Source organism: Candidatus Nitrospira allomarina, from assembly GCF_032050975.1.
GTDB lineage: Bacteria > Nitrospirota > Nitrospiria > Nitrospirales > UBA8639 > Nitrospira_E > Nitrospira_E allomarina.
This window is the reverse complement of the sequence record NZ_CP116967.1, coordinates 3,677,585-3,694,735: the sequence shown is the minus strand read 5'-3', so window position 1 is coordinate 3,694,735 and position 17,151 is coordinate 3,677,585. Positions and strand designations below refer to the sequence as shown.

12 protein-coding genes are annotated in these 17,151 nt (G+C 54.4%); 1 reads left to right on the top strand and 11 read right to left on the bottom strand.

Annotated features, from left to right (window positions below; translation table 11 throughout):
- Positions 1–68 precede the first annotated feature (68 nt).
- The 11 genes from PP769_RS16395 to PP769_RS16345 form a co-directional block, all read right to left on the bottom strand.
- Entirely contained in the window at positions 69–2,489 is a 2,421-nt protein-coding gene (locus PP769_RS16395; protein WP_312642114.1) for an arylsulfatase, read from the bottom strand.
- A gap of 125 nt (positions 2,490–2,614) precedes the next feature.
- Positions 2,615–3,874: a formylglycine-generating enzyme family protein gene (locus PP769_RS16390; RefSeq protein WP_312642112.1), complete on the bottom strand. Its 1,260-nt coding sequence runs from the start codon at positions 3,872–3,874 to the stop codon at positions 2,615–2,617.
- A gap of 174 nt (positions 3,875–4,048) precedes the next feature.
- The gene (locus tag PP769_RS16385) at positions 4,049–4,762 is read right to left on the bottom strand and encodes a DUF4410 domain-containing protein (protein ID WP_312642110.1); all 714 of its coding nucleotides are present in this window, start codon (positions 4,760–4,762) and stop codon (positions 4,049–4,051) included.
- Positions 4,763–5,006: 244 nt separating this feature from the next.
- Positions 5,007–5,975, bottom strand: a complete 969-nt coding sequence (locus PP769_RS16380; RefSeq protein WP_312642108.1) for a peptidylprolyl isomerase — start codon at positions 5,973–5,975, stop codon at positions 5,007–5,009.
- Positions 5,972–8,203 (bottom strand): DUF3604 domain-containing protein, encoded by a 2,232-nt coding sequence (locus PP769_RS16375; protein ID WP_312642106.1) that lies wholly within the window; start codon positions 8,201–8,203, stop codon positions 5,972–5,974. Before PP769_RS16375 ends, PP769_RS16380 begins: the two co-directional genes overlap by 4 nt.
- Positions 8,204–8,538: 335 nt before the next feature.
- Complete coding sequence (locus PP769_RS16370) at positions 8,539–9,249, bottom strand: DUF4410 domain-containing protein (RefSeq protein WP_312642104.1); 711 nt, start codon at positions 9,247–9,249, stop codon at positions 8,539–8,541.
- A 198-nt stretch (positions 9,250–9,447) separates the two neighbouring features.
- Positions 9,448–11,409: a DUF3604 domain-containing protein gene (locus tag PP769_RS16365; RefSeq protein ID WP_312642102.1), complete on the bottom strand. Its 1,962-nt coding sequence runs from the start codon at positions 11,407–11,409 to the stop codon at positions 9,448–9,450.
- Between the two features lie 15 nt (positions 11,410–11,424).
- Entirely contained in the window at positions 11,425–12,546 is a 1,122-nt protein-coding gene (locus PP769_RS16360; RefSeq protein ID WP_312642100.1) for a HupE/UreJ family protein, read from the bottom strand.
- A complete protein-coding gene (locus PP769_RS16355) occupies positions 12,543–13,286 on the bottom strand; it encodes a peptidylprolyl isomerase (RefSeq protein ID WP_312642099.1) in 744 nt (247 codons plus the stop codon). The genes PP769_RS16360 and PP769_RS16355 overlap by 4 nt, the downstream gene beginning before the upstream one ends.
- Positions 13,287–14,064: 778 nt before the next feature.
- A complete protein-coding gene (locus PP769_RS16350; RefSeq protein WP_312642097.1) occupies positions 14,065–15,123 on the bottom strand; it encodes a hypothetical protein in 1,059 nt (352 codons plus the stop codon).
- A gap of 384 nt (positions 15,124–15,507) precedes the next feature.
- Positions 15,508–16,221, bottom strand: coding sequence for a DUF4410 domain-containing protein (locus PP769_RS16345; protein WP_312642095.1), 714 nt, complete (start codon positions 16,219–16,221; stop codon positions 15,508–15,510).
- 367 nt (positions 16,222–16,588) lie between these two features.
- On the opposite strand from PP769_RS16345, the gene PP769_RS16340 reads away from it, so the two are divergent.
- Positions 16,589–17,134, top strand: a complete 546-nt coding sequence (locus tag PP769_RS16340) for a hypothetical protein (protein ID WP_312642093.1) — start codon at positions 16,589–16,591, stop codon at positions 17,132–17,134.
- Positions 17,135–17,151 lie beyond the last annotated feature (17 nt).

Here is a 17,151-nt window from a genome sequence, read left to right as displayed (position 1 = left end):
TATTCACGGAAGAGGAAAACAGGTAGGAAAAGTCGCAAGCCTTTCCCTGTCCGTACCATGCAGCATTTTTAGTCGGACAAAGCTTTTTTGTGAGTATATTCAATGCGAGCTTGATTTGCTTCGTGCCGGTCGGCAGCTGTCATATCTTGAAGATCAACTGTGACCTGCTTGATTGTTCCGTTGAATCGATATGGCGACGGAATTCCATAGTTCTCAATGACAGGCGTCCCTTCATCCAACCCTACATCCGCACCCTCGTCCGCGGAAAACACGCAGCATTGCGTATGCTCGATTTTTCCCTCGGCCACTTTCTGATCATTGATAAAAATTGTACCGACGCCGCCTTTGCCCATACCAGGTGCCTCATAGACGAATTCGTACCGTATCGTGACTTTGCCGGGTTCAAGAGTATGTGGAGCCGCCACGGTGAACCGCTGTAAGCCCAGGAAGTTATAGGTATAGGTCGGCTTCCCGTCTTTTACATAAAGACTCCAGCCGCCGAACCGGCCCGCTTGCGCAAGAATCACGCCGTTAATGTCTCCATCGGGAATCTCTAACTGGGCAGTAATAGTGTGGGAGCGATTTTTGATATTGATGAAGACGTTTTCCGACATTCCCTCCATGCCCTCATACAGGGTAAGGGATGTACGGCCATCCATCAAATCCGGTCGGCCCGCCGTAGCTGCATTGACGCGCTCCAGGAGGCGGTCATCTATGGGCAACACGCGATATTTGACGGCTTCCTCCAGAAACAGAGCCTGCAGTTCCTTCAGCTTGTCTGAATTCTTGGCAGCCAGATCGTTGGAAAGGCTGAAATCAGTGCGCGTATCGTATAGCTCCCATATATCATCGAGAAGTGCTCTGCGCGGCTCGAATTCCCACGGCGCCCGATGGACCGTTCCGGCAAACCAGCCGTCCGCGTAGATGCCGCGATTGCCCATGATTTCAAAGTATTGCGTGGTATGCCGATCTGTTGCCTTCGGATTATCAAATGTATACACCATGCTCACGCCTTCGATGGGAGCCTGTTTCGTTCCGTTGACCATGCTCGGCTCCGGCAGGCCGGCAGCCTCCAGCACGGTCGGTGCTACATCGATCACGTGGTGGAATTGTTGGCGAATCTCCCCTTTGGCCTTGATTCTTTGGGGCCAGTGAATGACCATTCCGTTCCGGGTGCCGCCAAAGTTGGAAGGCACTTGTTTGGTCCACATAAAGGGTGTATCACCGGCCACCGCCCACCCCGCCGCCATGTGAGGATACGACATCGGTCCCCCCAGATCATCGTAATGCTTCAGAATGTCCTGGACAGTTTCGGGTACTCGATTAAAATACGTCATCTCGTTGAACAGGCCGCTCATGCCACCTTCCGCACTTGTGCCATTGTCCCCGATGATGTAGATGATCAGGGTGTTGTCCATGTGGCCGGTCTGCTCCACCGCTTGAACCAACCGCCCGATTTCCCTGTCGGTATATTCGCCGAATCCTGCGAAAACTTCCATTTGTCGTGCAAACAACTTTTTTTCATCCGCTGTCAATTTGTCCCAGTCCTTGATGGCTTCGGGTTTCGATGCGAGCTTCGTGCCGGCAGGCACCACTCCAAGTTTGATTTGACGGGACAGGGTTTCTGCGCGAAACTGATCCCACCCTCCATCAAATTTGCCCTTGTACTTCTCGATCCATTCTTTGGGCACATGGTGAGGCGCATGGGTGGCCCCAGGCGCAAAGTAAATGAAAAATGGTTTGTCAGGCGTAAGCGACTTTTGATACCGCATCCAGTGAATTGCCTGGTTCGTCATGTCGTTCATGAAATGGTAGTTCGGATCTTTTGACAGCTCCACTTGCGACAGGCCGTCATAGAGTAAGGGCGCCCATTGATTGGTTTCTCCGCCGATGAAGCCATAAAACTTGTCGAATCCGGACCGGGTCGGCCAGCGGTCGGTCGGACCGGAGGGGCTCACTTCCCAGGCAGCCGTCTCGTGGTTCTTGCCGAAAAACGCGGTGCTGTAACCGTTCAGCCGCAGCATCTCTGCCAGTGGGGCCACATTGTTCGGACGCCGGCCGGTATTGCCGGGGAATGGCGTGGCCATTTCCGTGATGGCGCCCATGTTGTTCATGTGATGGTTTCGGCCACTCAATAGGGCGGCACGGGTCGGCGAACAAAGAGCGGTCGTATGGAAATGGTTATAGCGGAGTCCCTGATTAGCCAATCGTTCTGCGGTTGGCATGTGTATGGGCCCGCCAAAAGCGCTGGGCATTCCGAACCCCATGTCATCAATCATCACGAGCAGTACGTTGGGCGCGTCCGCAGGGGCCTTTACTTCAAATCGTGGGGGAGGAGTGGCGTTTCGAGCATCCAACTTTGTGATGGGTGGATATTCCGGCTCGTGAATCGGCAGCACTGTCCGATCAAGCTGACTTTCAGCCGCTGCACCCAGCGGAAGGGATAAAACCGCCAGAATGGCGAGGGAAACACCAAGGACACCCTTCATAATTTTCTCCTTTTCTCATTCATGTCATAAGTTGGTATCTGTATTTTCATGATTTTCTTGCTTACGGTTTTCGTCCGATGGCCTGTCGTGTCGGCATATAATCGCTCATCATGCTCTCAAGATTTCTATTTTGGGGACATGACACACCGAAATCCCAGGTGATTGGTTCCCGTGTTGATTTCACCCTTGCCGCGTGTGCCGACCATGTAGCGGGAACAGTATTGTTCGGTGCACAAAAACGATCCGCCACGGTGCACGCGTTTTTTTTCTCCGGGTTCGGTAGGATCGAACGGGGAGTCGGGTCCTTGCGGATTGTGTGCGACTCCGCCTGCTATTGCGAGTCGTGCGTAATAATCGGGCCGATACCAGTCACTCGTCCATTCCCATACGTTCCCGGCTACGTCATAGAGTCCGTACCCGTTCGGGGGAAACTTTGCCACCGGCCCGATGCCCATATATTGATCGTCACCGGTATCTTGATTCGGAAAATGGCCTTGATGGCTATTGGCCATCCATTGACCATCTTTTCGAAACTCATCGCCCCAGGGATAGACCTTGCCGCTTAATCCTCCGCGCGCGGCGAACTCCCATTCCGCTTCGGTGGGAAGCCGTTTTCCGGCCCATTTGGCATAGGCCTCCGCGTCTTCATACGCGATGTGCACAACAGGATATTCTTCGCGACCATTGAGGTCGCTGGTTGGACCAAGCGGATGACGCCAGTTGGCCCCCTTAATGTAACTCCACCATCGAAAATGGGTATCAAGCGGCACGGCATGGTCCGGTGGAGAAAATACGACGGACCCGGCCACCAGGTTCTCCGGGGGGGCACCTGGAAAATCCTCCGCACGCGGTGTGCGCTCCGCGACCGTGATATAGCCGGTGGCGTCGACGAACCGTTTGAACTGCGCATTCGTGACCTCTGTTTTATCCATCCAGAATCCATCCACGTAGACACGATGAATCGGGCGGGAATCTCGCGTTGCATGCATGCCGACATCGTTCATTTCATCTTCGGATAAATCGGCTGCCCCCATGGAAAATTCACCACCGGGAATCCAAACCAGCCCATCAGGAGCCGGATCGGAGGGCGGCGATGAGTGTACAGCATCTGATGACACATCTGCGGATGGGACCGATTGGCCCGCCGGCAGGGCTGGTTGGGCATTCGTCACTGACAGAGACCGCCCGGACTTCGCGGCAGAAACACCCATATCGCATGTCATGCCGACCTGTGGATCCGGCACAGAGGACTGGTCTGATTGTGCCGTGCTATACCACCAGGTCCCGATGACTAAGAGCACGATGAAGGCCATTGCGCCAATTGATTTAATCCCATTGTATAGTGAACGTTTCTCTTGATCTTTCACGCGACGACCGGCTTTCATGATAGCTTCACACTATTTGAGGAAAAGAATTTTATTCCTGTTGCGGTAAATAGGGACCACACGAATCTACCAGGACTTGTAGAGCTTTTCTACCTGTTTTACGCCGATCGCAGGATCGGCGTTTGGCAGGGTTTTCGTTCCATATTGTGGTTTGATCTGAATAGAGCCGAGGACCTATTTAATCAAACCTTTTTCCTTGAATCTGATCTGGAGTTCTTTTCCAATGGCCTCAGCCGTTCGTTTGGCCGCCCCTTCGATTTTGGTCCTGCCTGTCAGTTCACCTTCCACTTTTGCCGTTCCCATCACAATCAGTCCGATCGGGTTGGCGGTGGCGGCGAGAACGGCTATTGGGGCAATCAGTCCTGGCATTTTACCTCCACCGGAGTCGAGTTTGCCGGTCCCGAGCAGGCGTGGGCCGGTATTAGTCATCTGGTAACCTTCCACCACTGTCCGTAACTCCACAGCCCCGGAGCCAAACCCAAGTCCGAGACGTTTGACCGTGCTGCCTTCTTCGACTCCTTCAAAATAGCCAATAATCATGAGATCGTTGAGTTGTGGAAGAATTTGCTCGTCACCCTCTAATGCCAACACTCCCATTTCATTAATTTCCGTCACCAGTTCTCTGGCTACCAGCGCGCCCAGCTTGCGACCAACCTCAAGTTCCTCGGCAGTAAGGGGTTTGCTGGGTTTGGCATATTTCTCCGCTGCCGTGGACCAGGATGGGATATCCTCATGGGAAGGCGCAAAGGCATACACATAGATTCGATCTGGCTTGGCGATCTTTTCCGTCCCCACAAGCCGATGACGGTCGGTAACTTTGGTTGAAGCGCATCCAACCGCGAGTATGACAAATAAACCTGATACGACAAGACGTGCGATCGACTGCATGACAGACCTCCTATGATAAATGTCTCCTGGCATCTGCGCGTGTGATTGTTCTGCACGAAACTAGACCGAAGGCTTTGGGGTGGTAACAGCATCGCAAAGCGCAGGCAGCCGACACCATACTTCAGGCTTGTCATTTGGCTCTGTGATCAGGCGATCAGAGCCTATCTCTGAGCAGTCGTACACACATTAGTGCCAGAAAAAACATACATGCACCTCTGCCTGCTGTATGGCAAACCCTTCCCCCTCACCCGCCCTTCGTCCTGTCAACCATGGTCGGAACGTGAGGCAGAATCACCTCGTAGCGGGCTTTCATCGCGTCAAATGTCCGGCGGCTGGATTCGATTCGTTGCTCCTCGGTCCATTGAGCTTTAATGTCCTGTTCTATTTCCTCGAAGGCGGGAATGCGACCTGGTGTGATCGACTCCACCCAGACTATGTGCCAGCCCAATCCGGACTCAATCGGGCCTTGCCAGGATCCCGGCGTCAGCAGGAGCAAGGCTTCGGCAAACGTGGTGCCGAACACTGAGGCCACCTGCTCCGGCGTCCGGTCATTGTAGGAATCCTTGAACATGAAAGAATCGGCCGACGTCGCCCGGACGGGCGTATCCAATGGCTTCCCGTTAAGTTGTTCACGCACTGATTCAGCCTCGTCCTTTACCCCTGCGCCACGCCGGTCGGGTGAAAAATAGAGATGATGAAACGATACACGTGGGGCCGGCGTGAAGCGTTCGGGGTTCTTCTCGTACCAGGCCCGGAGTTCTTCAGTTGTAGGATTACGAAGGGCAGCGAGGTCTTCGATGAGAAACTCCATCTTCTGTGCCAGTCGACGTTTGACGATGATGTCTTCCTTGTCCAGGCCAAGCGCAAGTGCCTCCCGGTAGAAAATCTCCTCCCGGACCTTGTTCCCGATGAGACGACGCATGTCTTCGGGAGTGGGCGAAGGGCGTCCCTGCGCAAGCCACGTTGCCTTGAGCTGGCGCAGGTCGTCCCCGGTCAGCACGATCCGGTCGGAAACATCCGGCCCTGTCGTTTCCGGTTGGAGCAGGTGGTACCCGACAAATATTGCAACGCCGATCAGCAGGAAGTGCAGCAGCGGCTCGCGTCCCCATCGCATGAGACGCGATGGAGTTCGCCCGACGGAAGCGGGCTCATCCTGATCCGGATCAACACGTTCTTCCAATTGCACCTCTTCACGCCGGCTCAGACCGATCATTCGTGTGCAGCTTCGATCTCATAATTGGCGTAACCGAACTCATTGCTGCGTGCCGCCACGTGCTTGTTGCCTATCTTATAGACGATCACTTCGAAGGGTGTCCCCGCCACATCGACCATGTAGCGTCCGTCGCGGATTTCATACTGCATTTGGCGGCCATGCGCCAATTCGCCCATGACATCCAGGCTAGGCAGGTTCCCGTCTACGGCTGTGATGAGACGTCGGCCGTCCGCTCCATGGAGGATTTCGAACCGTTGCCCGGTGACCGAATTGCGGACCAGGATGGTTTTGCCGACGATCAACTGTTTCAACTCCTCGTCACCGAGAACGGTCGCGCCCTTTTGTGTGAGTTCGGCGACGGTGATCCCCGGTTTGGCCGTTTTGCGTGCTTCCTCGTTTGGTGTGTACCAGATCGGCGATGTCCAGGCCCGTTCCTGGATCGTCGCGGCCACACCGTCAGGCGGTACTCTGCCCAACTTCACGGCTTGGATGGTGCTCCAGCGCGGGGTCGGAATCTCCAGAACACGTGCGTAGTAAAATGCGTCGAGACTGGGATCGAAGTCCGGATCCGTCCAGACAGTCTTCAGCTCCACTGCGCCGATGGTGTTCGTATACGTTGCCGTCACGAGGTTCACCGTGTGACCGATGGAGGGCAGCTTGCCGGTGGCCGGATTCGGTTTCCGCTCGCCGGCCCAGGCGACATCATAAATTTTTTCAAAGGTCTGACCATTCTTGGACCAGCCTTTGACGATCTGAACGCGATCGAGGTTGCCGCTGTCGGGGTCTTTCACCGCCCAGACGACAAATGACGGGGCCTTGGCCGTTGCAGCCGGCAGATCGCCACCCATCGATACGCCTTTGGCATAAGCCGTCTTCACCCAATCTTTTTGGTTAAGGACATCGGGTTCGAATTCCCATCCGCCGAATAGGCGTACCCTGAGACGGACGCCGCTGGTCGAATAAGTCTCCTTGCGTTGCATCGCGGCAAAGATGGCCTCGCGCGTATTTTCTTCCGCCCACACCACACTCAAACCTGCAGGGCTGGCCCAGAGGTTCTTGAATCCAAAATGCCCACCTTCCAGGCGTTTTTCCGGTGTTTCGTCAAAGTTGCCTCCGTGAATACCGAAGAAGTTGTTCTGCCGGTAGGACACCGCGGTGCTATGCGAATCGGATCCGCTGACGACGCCAAATTTATAAGGATTGAGGCCGAGCCTGTCCTGCATGGCGAGTCCGTCCTTATACGCCTGTCGGATGTAGCTGCCAAAATTGCGCGGATCGCCTTTATAACCCAGTAACTGCCAGACCACGACCTCGTAATTGGCAAATTCGTCGTTTGGTGAAAGTCCCGGCGTCGTCTCCGATTGACCCTTGACCTGTTTGAGTTCCGCCAGCGGCTCGTTGCGTATTCGGGTCTCTGCCCACGCCTTGTCGATCGGTCGCCCTCTGTCGTCCACTTCCGTCGGAAACATCAGGCCATTGCTCAGGTTCGGATTATGGGTAATCGCGAGGAGCTCGTTGCCCGCTTTGCGTTGGGCATCCATCCACTCCCAGAGCGCACGCGGATCATCCGAGTCGATCGCGCTGAACGGCATGTCCGGCACCTTCTTGGTATCCAGAAAAAAGATGTTGCGATGCAGGTTTGCACTGTTCGGTGTCGAGGTCCATTCGTAAGCCGCAAACGTCGTGAACTTGCCCGGCTGGTAGTATTTGTCGGCGATCTCCACCAGCCGCTTCCAGTACGTGCCTAACACGTCAGGGGCCATCAAATCAGTGAGTGGGTGATTTTTGAGCATGGTCACCGTGAGGAGCTTGTAGGTGGCCTCGGCCTCTACCCGGCTGCCGAACTTCAAGGATTTCCCAAGCAGGGTCTTGCTGAGCTGCGAATCGGGGTCCAACGCGGCCTGAACGGCTCCGAGATATTCCGCATGCTCGGTTGTCGCCCCCCAGTCAAGCGGTTTCGTGATCTTCACCGTGAATCCGCCCGGGTGCGTGATGGGCTGCCCCAGCGAATACTTGTAGAACTCTTCAGGTCCGGCGATGGTGTTCCCGAACCCGAGATAGGAGTCGAGCGACCAGCTCGTATGTACATGCGTTTCGCCGAAATAGGCTTCCCGTTCCGGTGCGGGTTGGGCGAAGGCCGCTTGACCCGGCTGGATCAAGAGTCCGGCTAACAATAGAGTAGTGAAGATAGAGTTGAGGTGCACGCGAAACAGAACACGGTTCTGCATAGCAGTCTCCTTTTTTTCGCATGGCATTCGTTCGAGGCAGTGCATGCTTGTTTTTGGCGGGCTGAGGTTCTCAGAATTTCCAGTTGCCATCGAGGGTGGGACCGAATTTTCGTTTTACTTATCGTCGCCTTTACGCAGGACATCATGGTTGATCTTGGCCTTTTCGAGATCGTCGAATGTGACGTTACCCCTTTGGTTGTCTTTGCCGTGTGTCCCGTTAAGTGCGAAATCTTTTTTAGCTGAAAAGAGATCGGACCGAAAGAGCATCGGGTGGCTGCCGATTTGATGCGTGGATGTTCCTCAGTCGCGTGGCACGGGGTATGGCCCTGTGGGTTTCAATTCACCCACCCCTGTTCTTGGAATCTGGGCTTGATCTTATCGGCGATTTCTTTGGCAATCGCCTTTTCCCGGCCCTCAATTTTGGCGCTACCGCTGTATTCCCCGTATGCCTTCATCCCCCCTCCAACGATAAGACCCACGGGGTTGGCCGTGGCAATGAGGGCGGCGGTCCCTACAGCGGCTCCGGGGGTTTTACTTCCTCCGGAATGTACGGTACCGGATCCAAGTTTTCGCAGTCCCTGGGGCGTCATTTGGAAGCCTTCGGCCGCCACCGTCAACTCCGACCCACCGGAGCCAAATCCCACCGCGACGCGCTTGACCGCACTGCCTTCATCGATGGCGAGGAGGTAACCCCGGATCACGAGGTCGTTGATCTGCGGGGTGGTTTCACTCGAAGCCCGTCTGGCTGCCAGTCCCATGTAGCGAATCTCCTCGACCAGTTGTTCTGCAATGTGAATACCCACCTGTCGACCGGCCTCGATCTGTTCGGGAGTTTGGGGAGTCGGATGATCGGTATGCTGCCCGGCGAGCACGGAATCGGCCGGAACGTCGGCGGAGCTGGCGGCAAAGTCGTAGACCCAGATGTGAGCGGGTCGTGCGACTTTTTCGGTCACGAGTATTTCGCGGTTCGATGTCTCGGTTGAGGCGCATCCGACTGTAACTACGAGGGACAACATACATACTGCGGACCGCATGAAAACCTTCATGGCGGATCTCCTTTGGTTAGAGGGCATGTGCATCGCCTTCGGTTTCATACCAGACATCGGGCGGACTTTCCGACGGGCAAGGATCAGGACCTCGCCGCACATGAGATGTTGATGATGATAAATCGATGGATCGACTATTCCTTTCCTGCTGGTCGATTATGACCGCTTTGATTGCTAAGGCGATTACTGTTTTGGGGGTTATGTCCCCGGATTGTACCAGATGGGTGAAGTGTACGCGCGTTCCTGGAGGACCATTCTGGCGTCCGGTGGGGGTATCACGCCAAAACGTTTCGCATCGTAGGCAGTCCAACGAGGCGTCGGAATCTCAAGGACACGTGCATAGTAAAAGGCACGAACCGATGGGTCAAAATCCGGATCCGTCCAGACCGTGATTAATTCCGGGTCGCCGATGGTGTTGGTCCAGGTGGCGTTTTCGAGATCCACGGTGCTGCCCACAGGTGGCAGCTTGCCGTCAGACTCGGGCCGGCGTTTATCGGCGTCTCCCCAAACCACATCGTAGACCTTTTCCTGAAGAGCCCCGTCCTTGCTCAACCATCCTTTGATAATTTGGATGCGGTCAAGGTTCGCGCCGATAGGATCTTTCAGCGCAGCGACAAGAAATGTGGGCGATTTACCTTGGGGGGCATCGCGCAAATCACCACCCATCGGGACACCTTTTGTGTAGCCGATATTAGCCGGCATCCGGTTGTGCGCGTCACCCGGTTTGAAATCGAAGCCGCCGAAGAAGCGTACAAGCATGCGCGGTCCGGTTGTGGCGTACGTCTCCTTTCGTTCCATCGCGTCCCAGAGCGCCTCGCGGGTATTCTCTGTTGCCCAGACTCCGGCGTATCCCGCCGCAGCGACCTCCCAGTCCATCACCTTCACCCCGGTTTTGGGATTATCAAAAAAAGCTTTGGTCATCCGTTCCGGACTGGGTTCCTGGGGCGTGGTTTTGCCAAAGAAGTTCTCCTCTTCCAGCGCGGATAGACCGGTGTGGGCATCGCTGCTGCCGATCAGGCCGAACTTGAATGGATTTGTGCCGAACTTCTTTTCAAGCATGAGGCCATTTTTCAGGCCTGAGCGGGCATATTCAAATTCGAGCATCTCTTTTGTTTTGGCCACGCTGCCGTCAAGATTGCCTTTATCCCATGTTTCGAAATCGGCAAACTCATCATTGGGTGAGAGGAAGGGGTGAGTCTCCCCGTCGCCTTTAGTCTGAGTCGCCTCGTAAAGGCGCTCCCATTTCGCCCGGGTTTCGACATACTCGCGATCGATCGTTTTGCCAAACGTCTCGATCGTCGGAAACATGAGGCCGTTGCTCAAATTGCCATTGTGGGCAATCGCCAGCACGCTTCCACCGGTTTTTCGCTCATAGGCGGCCATCCATTTCCAGAGGTCCTCGGGATTATCACTACCCATCGGTGGATAAACGGTAAATGGCTCAACCTGGCTGGCCTTATCACCATTGTCGCGGAAGATGATGTTGCGGTGCAGGTTATTGCCACCGGTGTTGGATGTCCATTCATACCCGATAAAGGCGGTAAAGCGGCCTGGTTCGTTGAAATCCTCGGCGGCCTTGATCGTTTCCTGCCACGCGTTTCGATAGGGCCGCGTACCGGGAAAATACATCAACGGCTTCGGAAAGGTGCCGTGCGAAAATGACATGATAATCTCGATGGCTGCCTCCGCCCCCTTGCCGGATTGAAGCATGTCGTACCACTTTCGTCCGGTCGGGTCGGCCAGGACCTCTGGCTTTCCGGCGAAGAGATCGGGGAAAAACCCCATGTTGTCGGAATGATCCGCAACCACAAGAAAGTCCAGGGGCCGTGAGAGCTTAACCGGTTGGCCGCTCGACGCTATGACTTCCCCGCCTCTGGCGAACTGATACGCATCACGCGGTGTGAGTCGTGCGCCAAACGCCCCGGCATCCATCGAGAACGACGTGTGCAGATGGGTGTCGCCGAAGAAGGGTCTCGTAGGAAAACTGCGGCCGGCATAGGGCGAGTAGGGGGGCTTAGATGGAAACGCCTTTTCCACCGATCCCTTCTCAGGGGCACTGAGTCCCGGCGAGGCGCCGGTAGCGATATCGGCCAAATGAAAACTCAGGGTAAAAACCATCATTCCGCTGAGGATCGTTTGACCAACCACTCGTGTTTTCATCAGGCATTCTCCTTTTTAAAATGCTGAAACGCGTTGAAAGACCCAGAACATCGCCACACTGCCGATGGTGTATGGCGGGATATATTGGGTCCATTGTGGCATTTGAATGTGAACCTGTCGAAAAGCTGCGATGACACCCATGACGGCAGCGATGAATAGCAATTGACCGGCCTCCACTCCGATATTAAAGAAGAGCAAGGCCACTGGAATATGTCCCTCCGGTAGACCGACTTCGCTCAATGCGCCCGCAAACCCGAATCCGTGCAGCAGCCCGAACGAAAACGCCACGATCCACGGGGCACGCGCTGTGATTCCTTCAATCCCATGCCGGGTGTGAATGATTTCCGCAGCGACCATCACAATGCTCAACGCGATAAGCGCTTCGACAGGCTGCGATGGCACATGGATAAATCCCAGCGTCGCCAGTCCGAGTGTGATGCTGTGCGCCGCCGTGAAGGCGGTGATAGTCTTGACCAGATGCATCCTCCCTCTGGTAATCATCAACAACGCGAGCACGAAGAGCAGGTGATCAATGCCGAGAAGAATGTGCTCCACGCCAAGCTTCGAATATTGGCCGGCTACCTCCCATGTACTTTGCTCCACGGGTACCGTGCCCACGGGATTCGATGGGGTAAGCCGTTGGACCCACGAATTGCCGTCGGCAAATTCAATTCGCACCAAGGCATCCGTCATCGTCCGTTCAAGCCCGCGAATTCCGATGGTTTGACCGCGTAGGGATTCGATGGTCCGGATATTCCACGTTTGCACGGCGGCCGTCTCTGTCCGGCGGGTCACGAAGGGGGTGAGGGTTTTGTGGCCGGCGGAGAATTCCGGTGACAATGCCAGACGCATTTCTCCACGCGCGGGTGTTTTCCACAGCACGCTGAACTCTCCGGTTGTGGTTTCTCGAAGTTCCAAATAGGCCGGACGAACCTCGTGGGCGAGGCCTAGTGTCGGCAAGAGGATGAACAAAAAGAAAACCGCGCAACAAGTAACGAGCCGTGGCCATTTTGGACGGCGATGGCCGGACAAATAGGAGATCATTTTGAAGACGGAAGGTCTCCAAGAAATAGCGTCCTTGATGTCCCGTTGGACGGACGCCCCACGGGACGAAACGGTCCAGGTAGGACCGATCATCTTCGAGCCATCTCCATGTTTCCGGGTGGCCCCATCAGCGGTTTGACGCTCTCATCCACGATGATGTCATATTTTTTCAGTAATTCCGAAAAAAATTGTGCCTGGATTTTCGCCTGTTGTGAACGATGCCACTCGTTGACGACCTGGCTGCGTACCTCCTCAAAGGGACGCAACTCTGCAGGCACTCGTTCACCGATCCGCACCAGATGAAAGCCATACCCGGACTCAATCGGACCCTGCCACGGACCTGATTCGAGAGTAAATACCCGTTCAGCGAATTTTGGTCCGAACAGACTGGTCACCGTCTGCTCGTCGGTCCGGATATATTCGCGCTCCAACAGGATGGGGTCACCAACGTCACCAGTGCCGGACGTCTGGATGTCTTTCAATCCTTGACGAGCTTCTGGTTCACTTTTGAAATAGATTTGGTGAAACGAGATGTGGACGGGGGTTGTGTAGTTGTCGCGGTGGGCCGCATACACCTGACGCAGTTCGTCCTCAACCGGTTCAGCAACGCGGGCGGTGTCCTGAACCAGGAACTCCATCTTCTGCGCCAACCGACGGCGGACAACGGTATCGTTTTCGTCCAGGCCTAATTCGCGTGCCTCGTGTGCGAGCAGTTTTTCCTTCAGGTAGTCAGTCACGAGGCCACGGAGTTCCTGGTCGTCCGGTCGACGTTGCCATTGGCGGACCCAGGTTTCCTTAAGCCAGTTCACTTCGGCCGAAGTGACGCGCACCATACGCGGTTCATGAGCGGGCGCGCGATCGAGCCAAGTGTAACCAGCAAATATCAGCCCCCCACTGATGAGGAAATGTACTAGCGGTTCTTTAAGCCAATGTCTCATGATGGACAATCTTTCACTTCCGGGAAAATGGCTTGGGAAAAACATTTTTTAAATTTTTCCCTTGGTGTGTTTCCGGGCTATAGGGGCTCTACCTCGGAGGACGTTCTTTTATGGTTGACCACTATACAAGAATTGTCATCGTGACTTCTTGCCATTTACCCTTAAAAATCTAAAACCCTTACTCATGATTGGACGAACCCATTTGTGACATATTGAGCATTAGGTTTTGATTATTTCAGATGTGTCCAATAGCAGACCTCGGACGTTGCCGACCCAACAACGCAGGCCGATGGTTCAATGGCTGCGAAAGGGGACGATGAGCCGTTTCGTCTCTGTCGATTTTTCAAAAGATTGGGACTGTCGCAGCCAACTACGAAAAAGCCGTGAAAGAAATGCAAGTGATGGGCTTTGATAGGATTTGGGCGGACCGATGGAGAGTACTTGGTCGTGGCCGCAGGTCGAAGCGACGACTCAGATAGATTGGGAACAAAAGGAGCAAGCCTGCCGGTCACTGGAATACTATCAGGATTTCGGGTTTCATCTGGAATAGGGAGTCTTGGTTAACCGGTGGGCGGGCTCCCTGATTAGGAGATCCATGGAAATTTTGGATAAAGGATTGCCACAGTTCCAAAACGCCACGGTCCAGGTCCGACACAACACCTACCGAAAGAATCTACTGTTTCCCTACTTTGGTCTGAAGCTCTCGGAACATGTCCTTGATATACGGTGCGGTGATCGCTCGTGAGATGGGATGTTTAGCGGAACTTCCGAATCCCCCGACTTGGTCGGTTGAAACCCTGCCGATGTAGAACAGGAATGTGCCGTCCTTGGTCGGAAGAGCAGCGATGCCTTGCAACATGCTGTTGTAATCGTGGCTCGCATAGTATTGACGCTCGACGGCAAATGCCGCCTCATCCACATGGTATAACATGCGTTGAACCAGAACGTAGGTCGGTCGACCAAACACGTCAATGTTCAGCCAGTAGAAGAATTCCTCCAGGTTTTTAGCCTCATCCTTATCAAGTCCCTGTGGGTAGGTAAGCAAGAATTGATGGAAGGCCGGCAAATATTTGGCCACACCTGTCAGTTCCTTCGTGGAGAGGAGCAATTCATCGCCGGCATTCCGTTGGTTTCCGTCACCACGTTCGTAAGGCGCAATGCCCGAAAGCCCCTTTGTCCGATAGGCCTGGTAGCGGGCGAGTAATTTCCGTCGGATAAGGTCTTCGACCTCCTGCACCGGCACTTCCTCACCCTGGTGGGTTGACTTGAGAGCCTGAAACGCGGCCATCTCGTTTGCATCAAGGTTCAGTTTGTCGCCCGGTTCCACGTTCAGATAACGCCCGGCTTCTTTTTCTCCATTTGGCTCCAACTTTACTCCTGCCAAATCCGCCATGGTCCCTTCGCCCGTCAGCCGGCCATGCGCCGTGATGACCGAAACTTCTTTCAGAATGATAGCCTCTTGATAGAGTTTTTCCAGATCCTCCGGTTTGGCGTTCACCAGGAAGGCCATGCCGAGCGCCAATTCCCGATCTGAACCTTCACTGGGTGACCAATCGACAATCTTTCCCTGCCGGATGTCTTCCCCGTCGCTATCCGAGAGGTGCAATTCCTGGAGGACTTCATCGACTGTCGGCAGGGCTCCGGCTTTAGGGATAGGCCCGCTGATGAGCAGGGTGACGCAGAGCCATCCCAGAACTTTGAGAATGTTGAATTGGTTTGTCTTTAACCGCATATGCTTTCTCTCCTCTGTGGGGTTGGGCGAATAATTTCAATATCCCCGGATAAAGTCAAGCGGGTCATATTTACGCTTCAGGTGAGGGCAGTATGCGTATTGTCTGATTTGTGAGGAGATGCGTTTCATTATGCTCCCGTGCCATTGGTGCTTTCGTGGCAGGTCACTCATATCTTCACGGATGGCTCGTGTCTCAAGGGCGAATGCGTGAACCGTCCTGCTCCGTTTAGGGTGCGATTCGACATGATGGCAAAATTCTTTTTCACTTGCCCCGGCGGCATGCGTGATATTCCATCCGCGGAATGCCGGCCGCTCTCACGCACCGTGACCGGTGGTATTTTCCAACGGCTTCCATTCGTGCCATTTGGATCTTGCCGAACAAAATTACCGGATCCATCCCTGCTCCTTGAATTTTCCCTCAAGGTGTTCGGCGATCGCATCTGCCGTTCGTTTCCCTGCGCCCTCGATCGTATCTTTTCCTGACATCTCCCCGTACACCTTTGCGCCTCCTCCGACGATCAGTCCGATTGGATTAGCGGTAGCTGCCAGGACAACAATAGGTAAGGCCACTCCGGGCATTTTATTTCCCCCGGAATCCATCTTCCCGGATCCGAGTTGACGGGGACCATTGGCTGTCCACTGGTACCCTTCCGCAGCCGTCGTGATTTCAGCCGCGCCGGATCCGAAACCCAAGGCCATCCGTTTGAGGGTGCTGCCTTCTTCGAACGTGCCAAAATACCCCACAATCAACAGGTCATTGACACGTGGAACGGTCTGTGCGTCTGCCACCAAGGATGTCAGTCCCATTTGTTGAATTTTCGAGACTAATTCTTCCGCGACGGCAGCACCCAGTTTCCGCCCTGTCTCGAGATGCTCGGGTGATGGCGGTGCGCCGGACGGGTCATGCAGTTTGGCTGCGGAGGACCAGGACGGGAGATCCGAATGGGTGGCAGCAAAGGGATATACATAAATGCGTTCCGGCTGGGGAAGTTTCTCTTTGCCATACAACGGATGCGTTTCGGTGATTTTGGTAGAGGAGCATCCTGCTGCCACAATAATGGCAAAGACTCCTAGGATGATACCTGTGAGGGACCTCATGACAGACCTCCATTTGTATAGGTGGATTCCGGATGTTTTCGATTTTCTGTCCCTGCGGATTTCACCGTAGGCTATTCTGTCAGTAAAAGTGATTTTCCTTGGGTGGTAATGACGGTTCAATCGTATACAAGAAAGGGGTTTATGAATATGGATCAGACATTGTAGGTAAAACAGCAGGAAAAATCGAGGACGCATTCCATGCTTGAATGTGGAGCATTTTTTTTATTCCAAGGCGATCATCGACTTCGCCGATGGGGAACAGGAAAATTGGTGAGTATGGGGGAAACCCAGGTTTTCCTCGCGTGAAAATGTTTGGTATATTGGCGCGCATTCGTGACATTTTCATATAAACCAGGAGGAAGAATCCATGAAGCGATTGGTGAGCGGGATCGTGACGATGACAGTTCTCATGGCAGTCACGTTGATGCTGAGCGGGTATGGCCATGCAGAAGAAGGCAGCGTCAAAGCCATGTCTCCGTGGAAAGGGGTAGGCTTTGCCTTTCCCGTTGGGCCCGATCAAGTCTATATGGTGGCCGTCTATAGCGGTGTGATGTTGGTGGATGACGGCAAAGGACCGATGCATGCAGCCTCGATCGTGTGTCCCGGTACCGTTGATGCCGATTTGAAAAAGGGTACGAAAACAGGTCATGCCAAGTGTGTCATCACGGGTGAGCAGGGCAATCGTGTCTTTGCAGAATTCAATTGCACCGGCGATGTGGAAGGGTGCCGGGGAACCTTTACAATCACCGGCGGCACCGGCAAGTTTGCCGGCATTACAGGGGAAGGCGAAATGATTTCAAAGATCCAGGCGCGGGAAATTACGATGGTCAGCGGTGTTGAGTCGGCACAACAACTCGGAGAGGGAGTCGCGGTGTGGCCTAATTTGACCTATCATATTCCCGAAAAGAAATAAGCGCGAAACAATTCATT

Bases quoted from the DNA above. Each gene is read 5' to 3' on its own strand.
- PP769_RS16395 (WP_312642114.1), bottom strand. From the start codon at position 2,489: ATGAAGGGTGTCCTTGGTGTTTCCCTCGCCATTCTGGCGGTTTTATCC.
- PP769_RS16390 (WP_312642112.1), bottom strand. From the start codon at position 3,874: ATGAAAGCCGGTCGTCGCGTGAAAGATCAAGAGAAACGTTCACTATAC.
- PP769_RS16385 (WP_312642110.1), bottom strand. From the start codon at position 4,762: ATGCAGTCGATCGCACGTCTTGTCGTATCAGGTTTATTTGTCATACTC.
- PP769_RS16380 (WP_312642108.1), bottom strand. From the start codon at position 5,975: ATGATCGGTCTGAGCCGGCGTGAAGAGGTGCAATTGGAAGAACGTGTT.
- PP769_RS16375 (WP_312642106.1), bottom strand. From the start codon at position 8,203: ATGCAGAACCGTGTTCTGTTTCGCGTGCACCTCAACTCTATCTTCACT.
- PP769_RS16370 (WP_312642104.1), bottom strand. From the start codon at position 9,249: ATGAAGGTTTTCATGCGGTCCGCAGTATGTATGTTGTCCCTCGTAGTT.
- PP769_RS16365 (WP_312642102.1), bottom strand. From the start codon at position 11,409: ATGAAAACACGAGTGGTTGGTCAAACGATCCTCAGCGGAATGATGGTT.
- PP769_RS16360 (WP_312642100.1), bottom strand. From the start codon at position 12,546: ATGATCGGTCCTACCTGGACCGTTTCGTCCCGTGGGGCGTCCGTCCAA.
- PP769_RS16355 (WP_312642099.1), bottom strand. From the start codon at position 13,286: ATGGTGCGCGTCACTTCGGCCGAAGTGAACTGGCTTAAGGAAACCTGG.
- PP769_RS16350 (WP_312642097.1), bottom strand. From the start codon at position 15,123: ATGCGGTTAAAGACAAACCAATTCAACATTCTCAAAGTTCTGGGATGG.
- PP769_RS16345 (WP_312642095.1), bottom strand. From the start codon at position 16,221: ATGAGGTCCCTCACAGGTATCATCCTAGGAGTCTTTGCCATTATTGTG.
- PP769_RS16340 (WP_312642093.1), top strand. From the start codon at position 16,589: ATGAAGCGATTGGTGAGCGGGATCGTGACGATGACAGTTCTCATGGCA.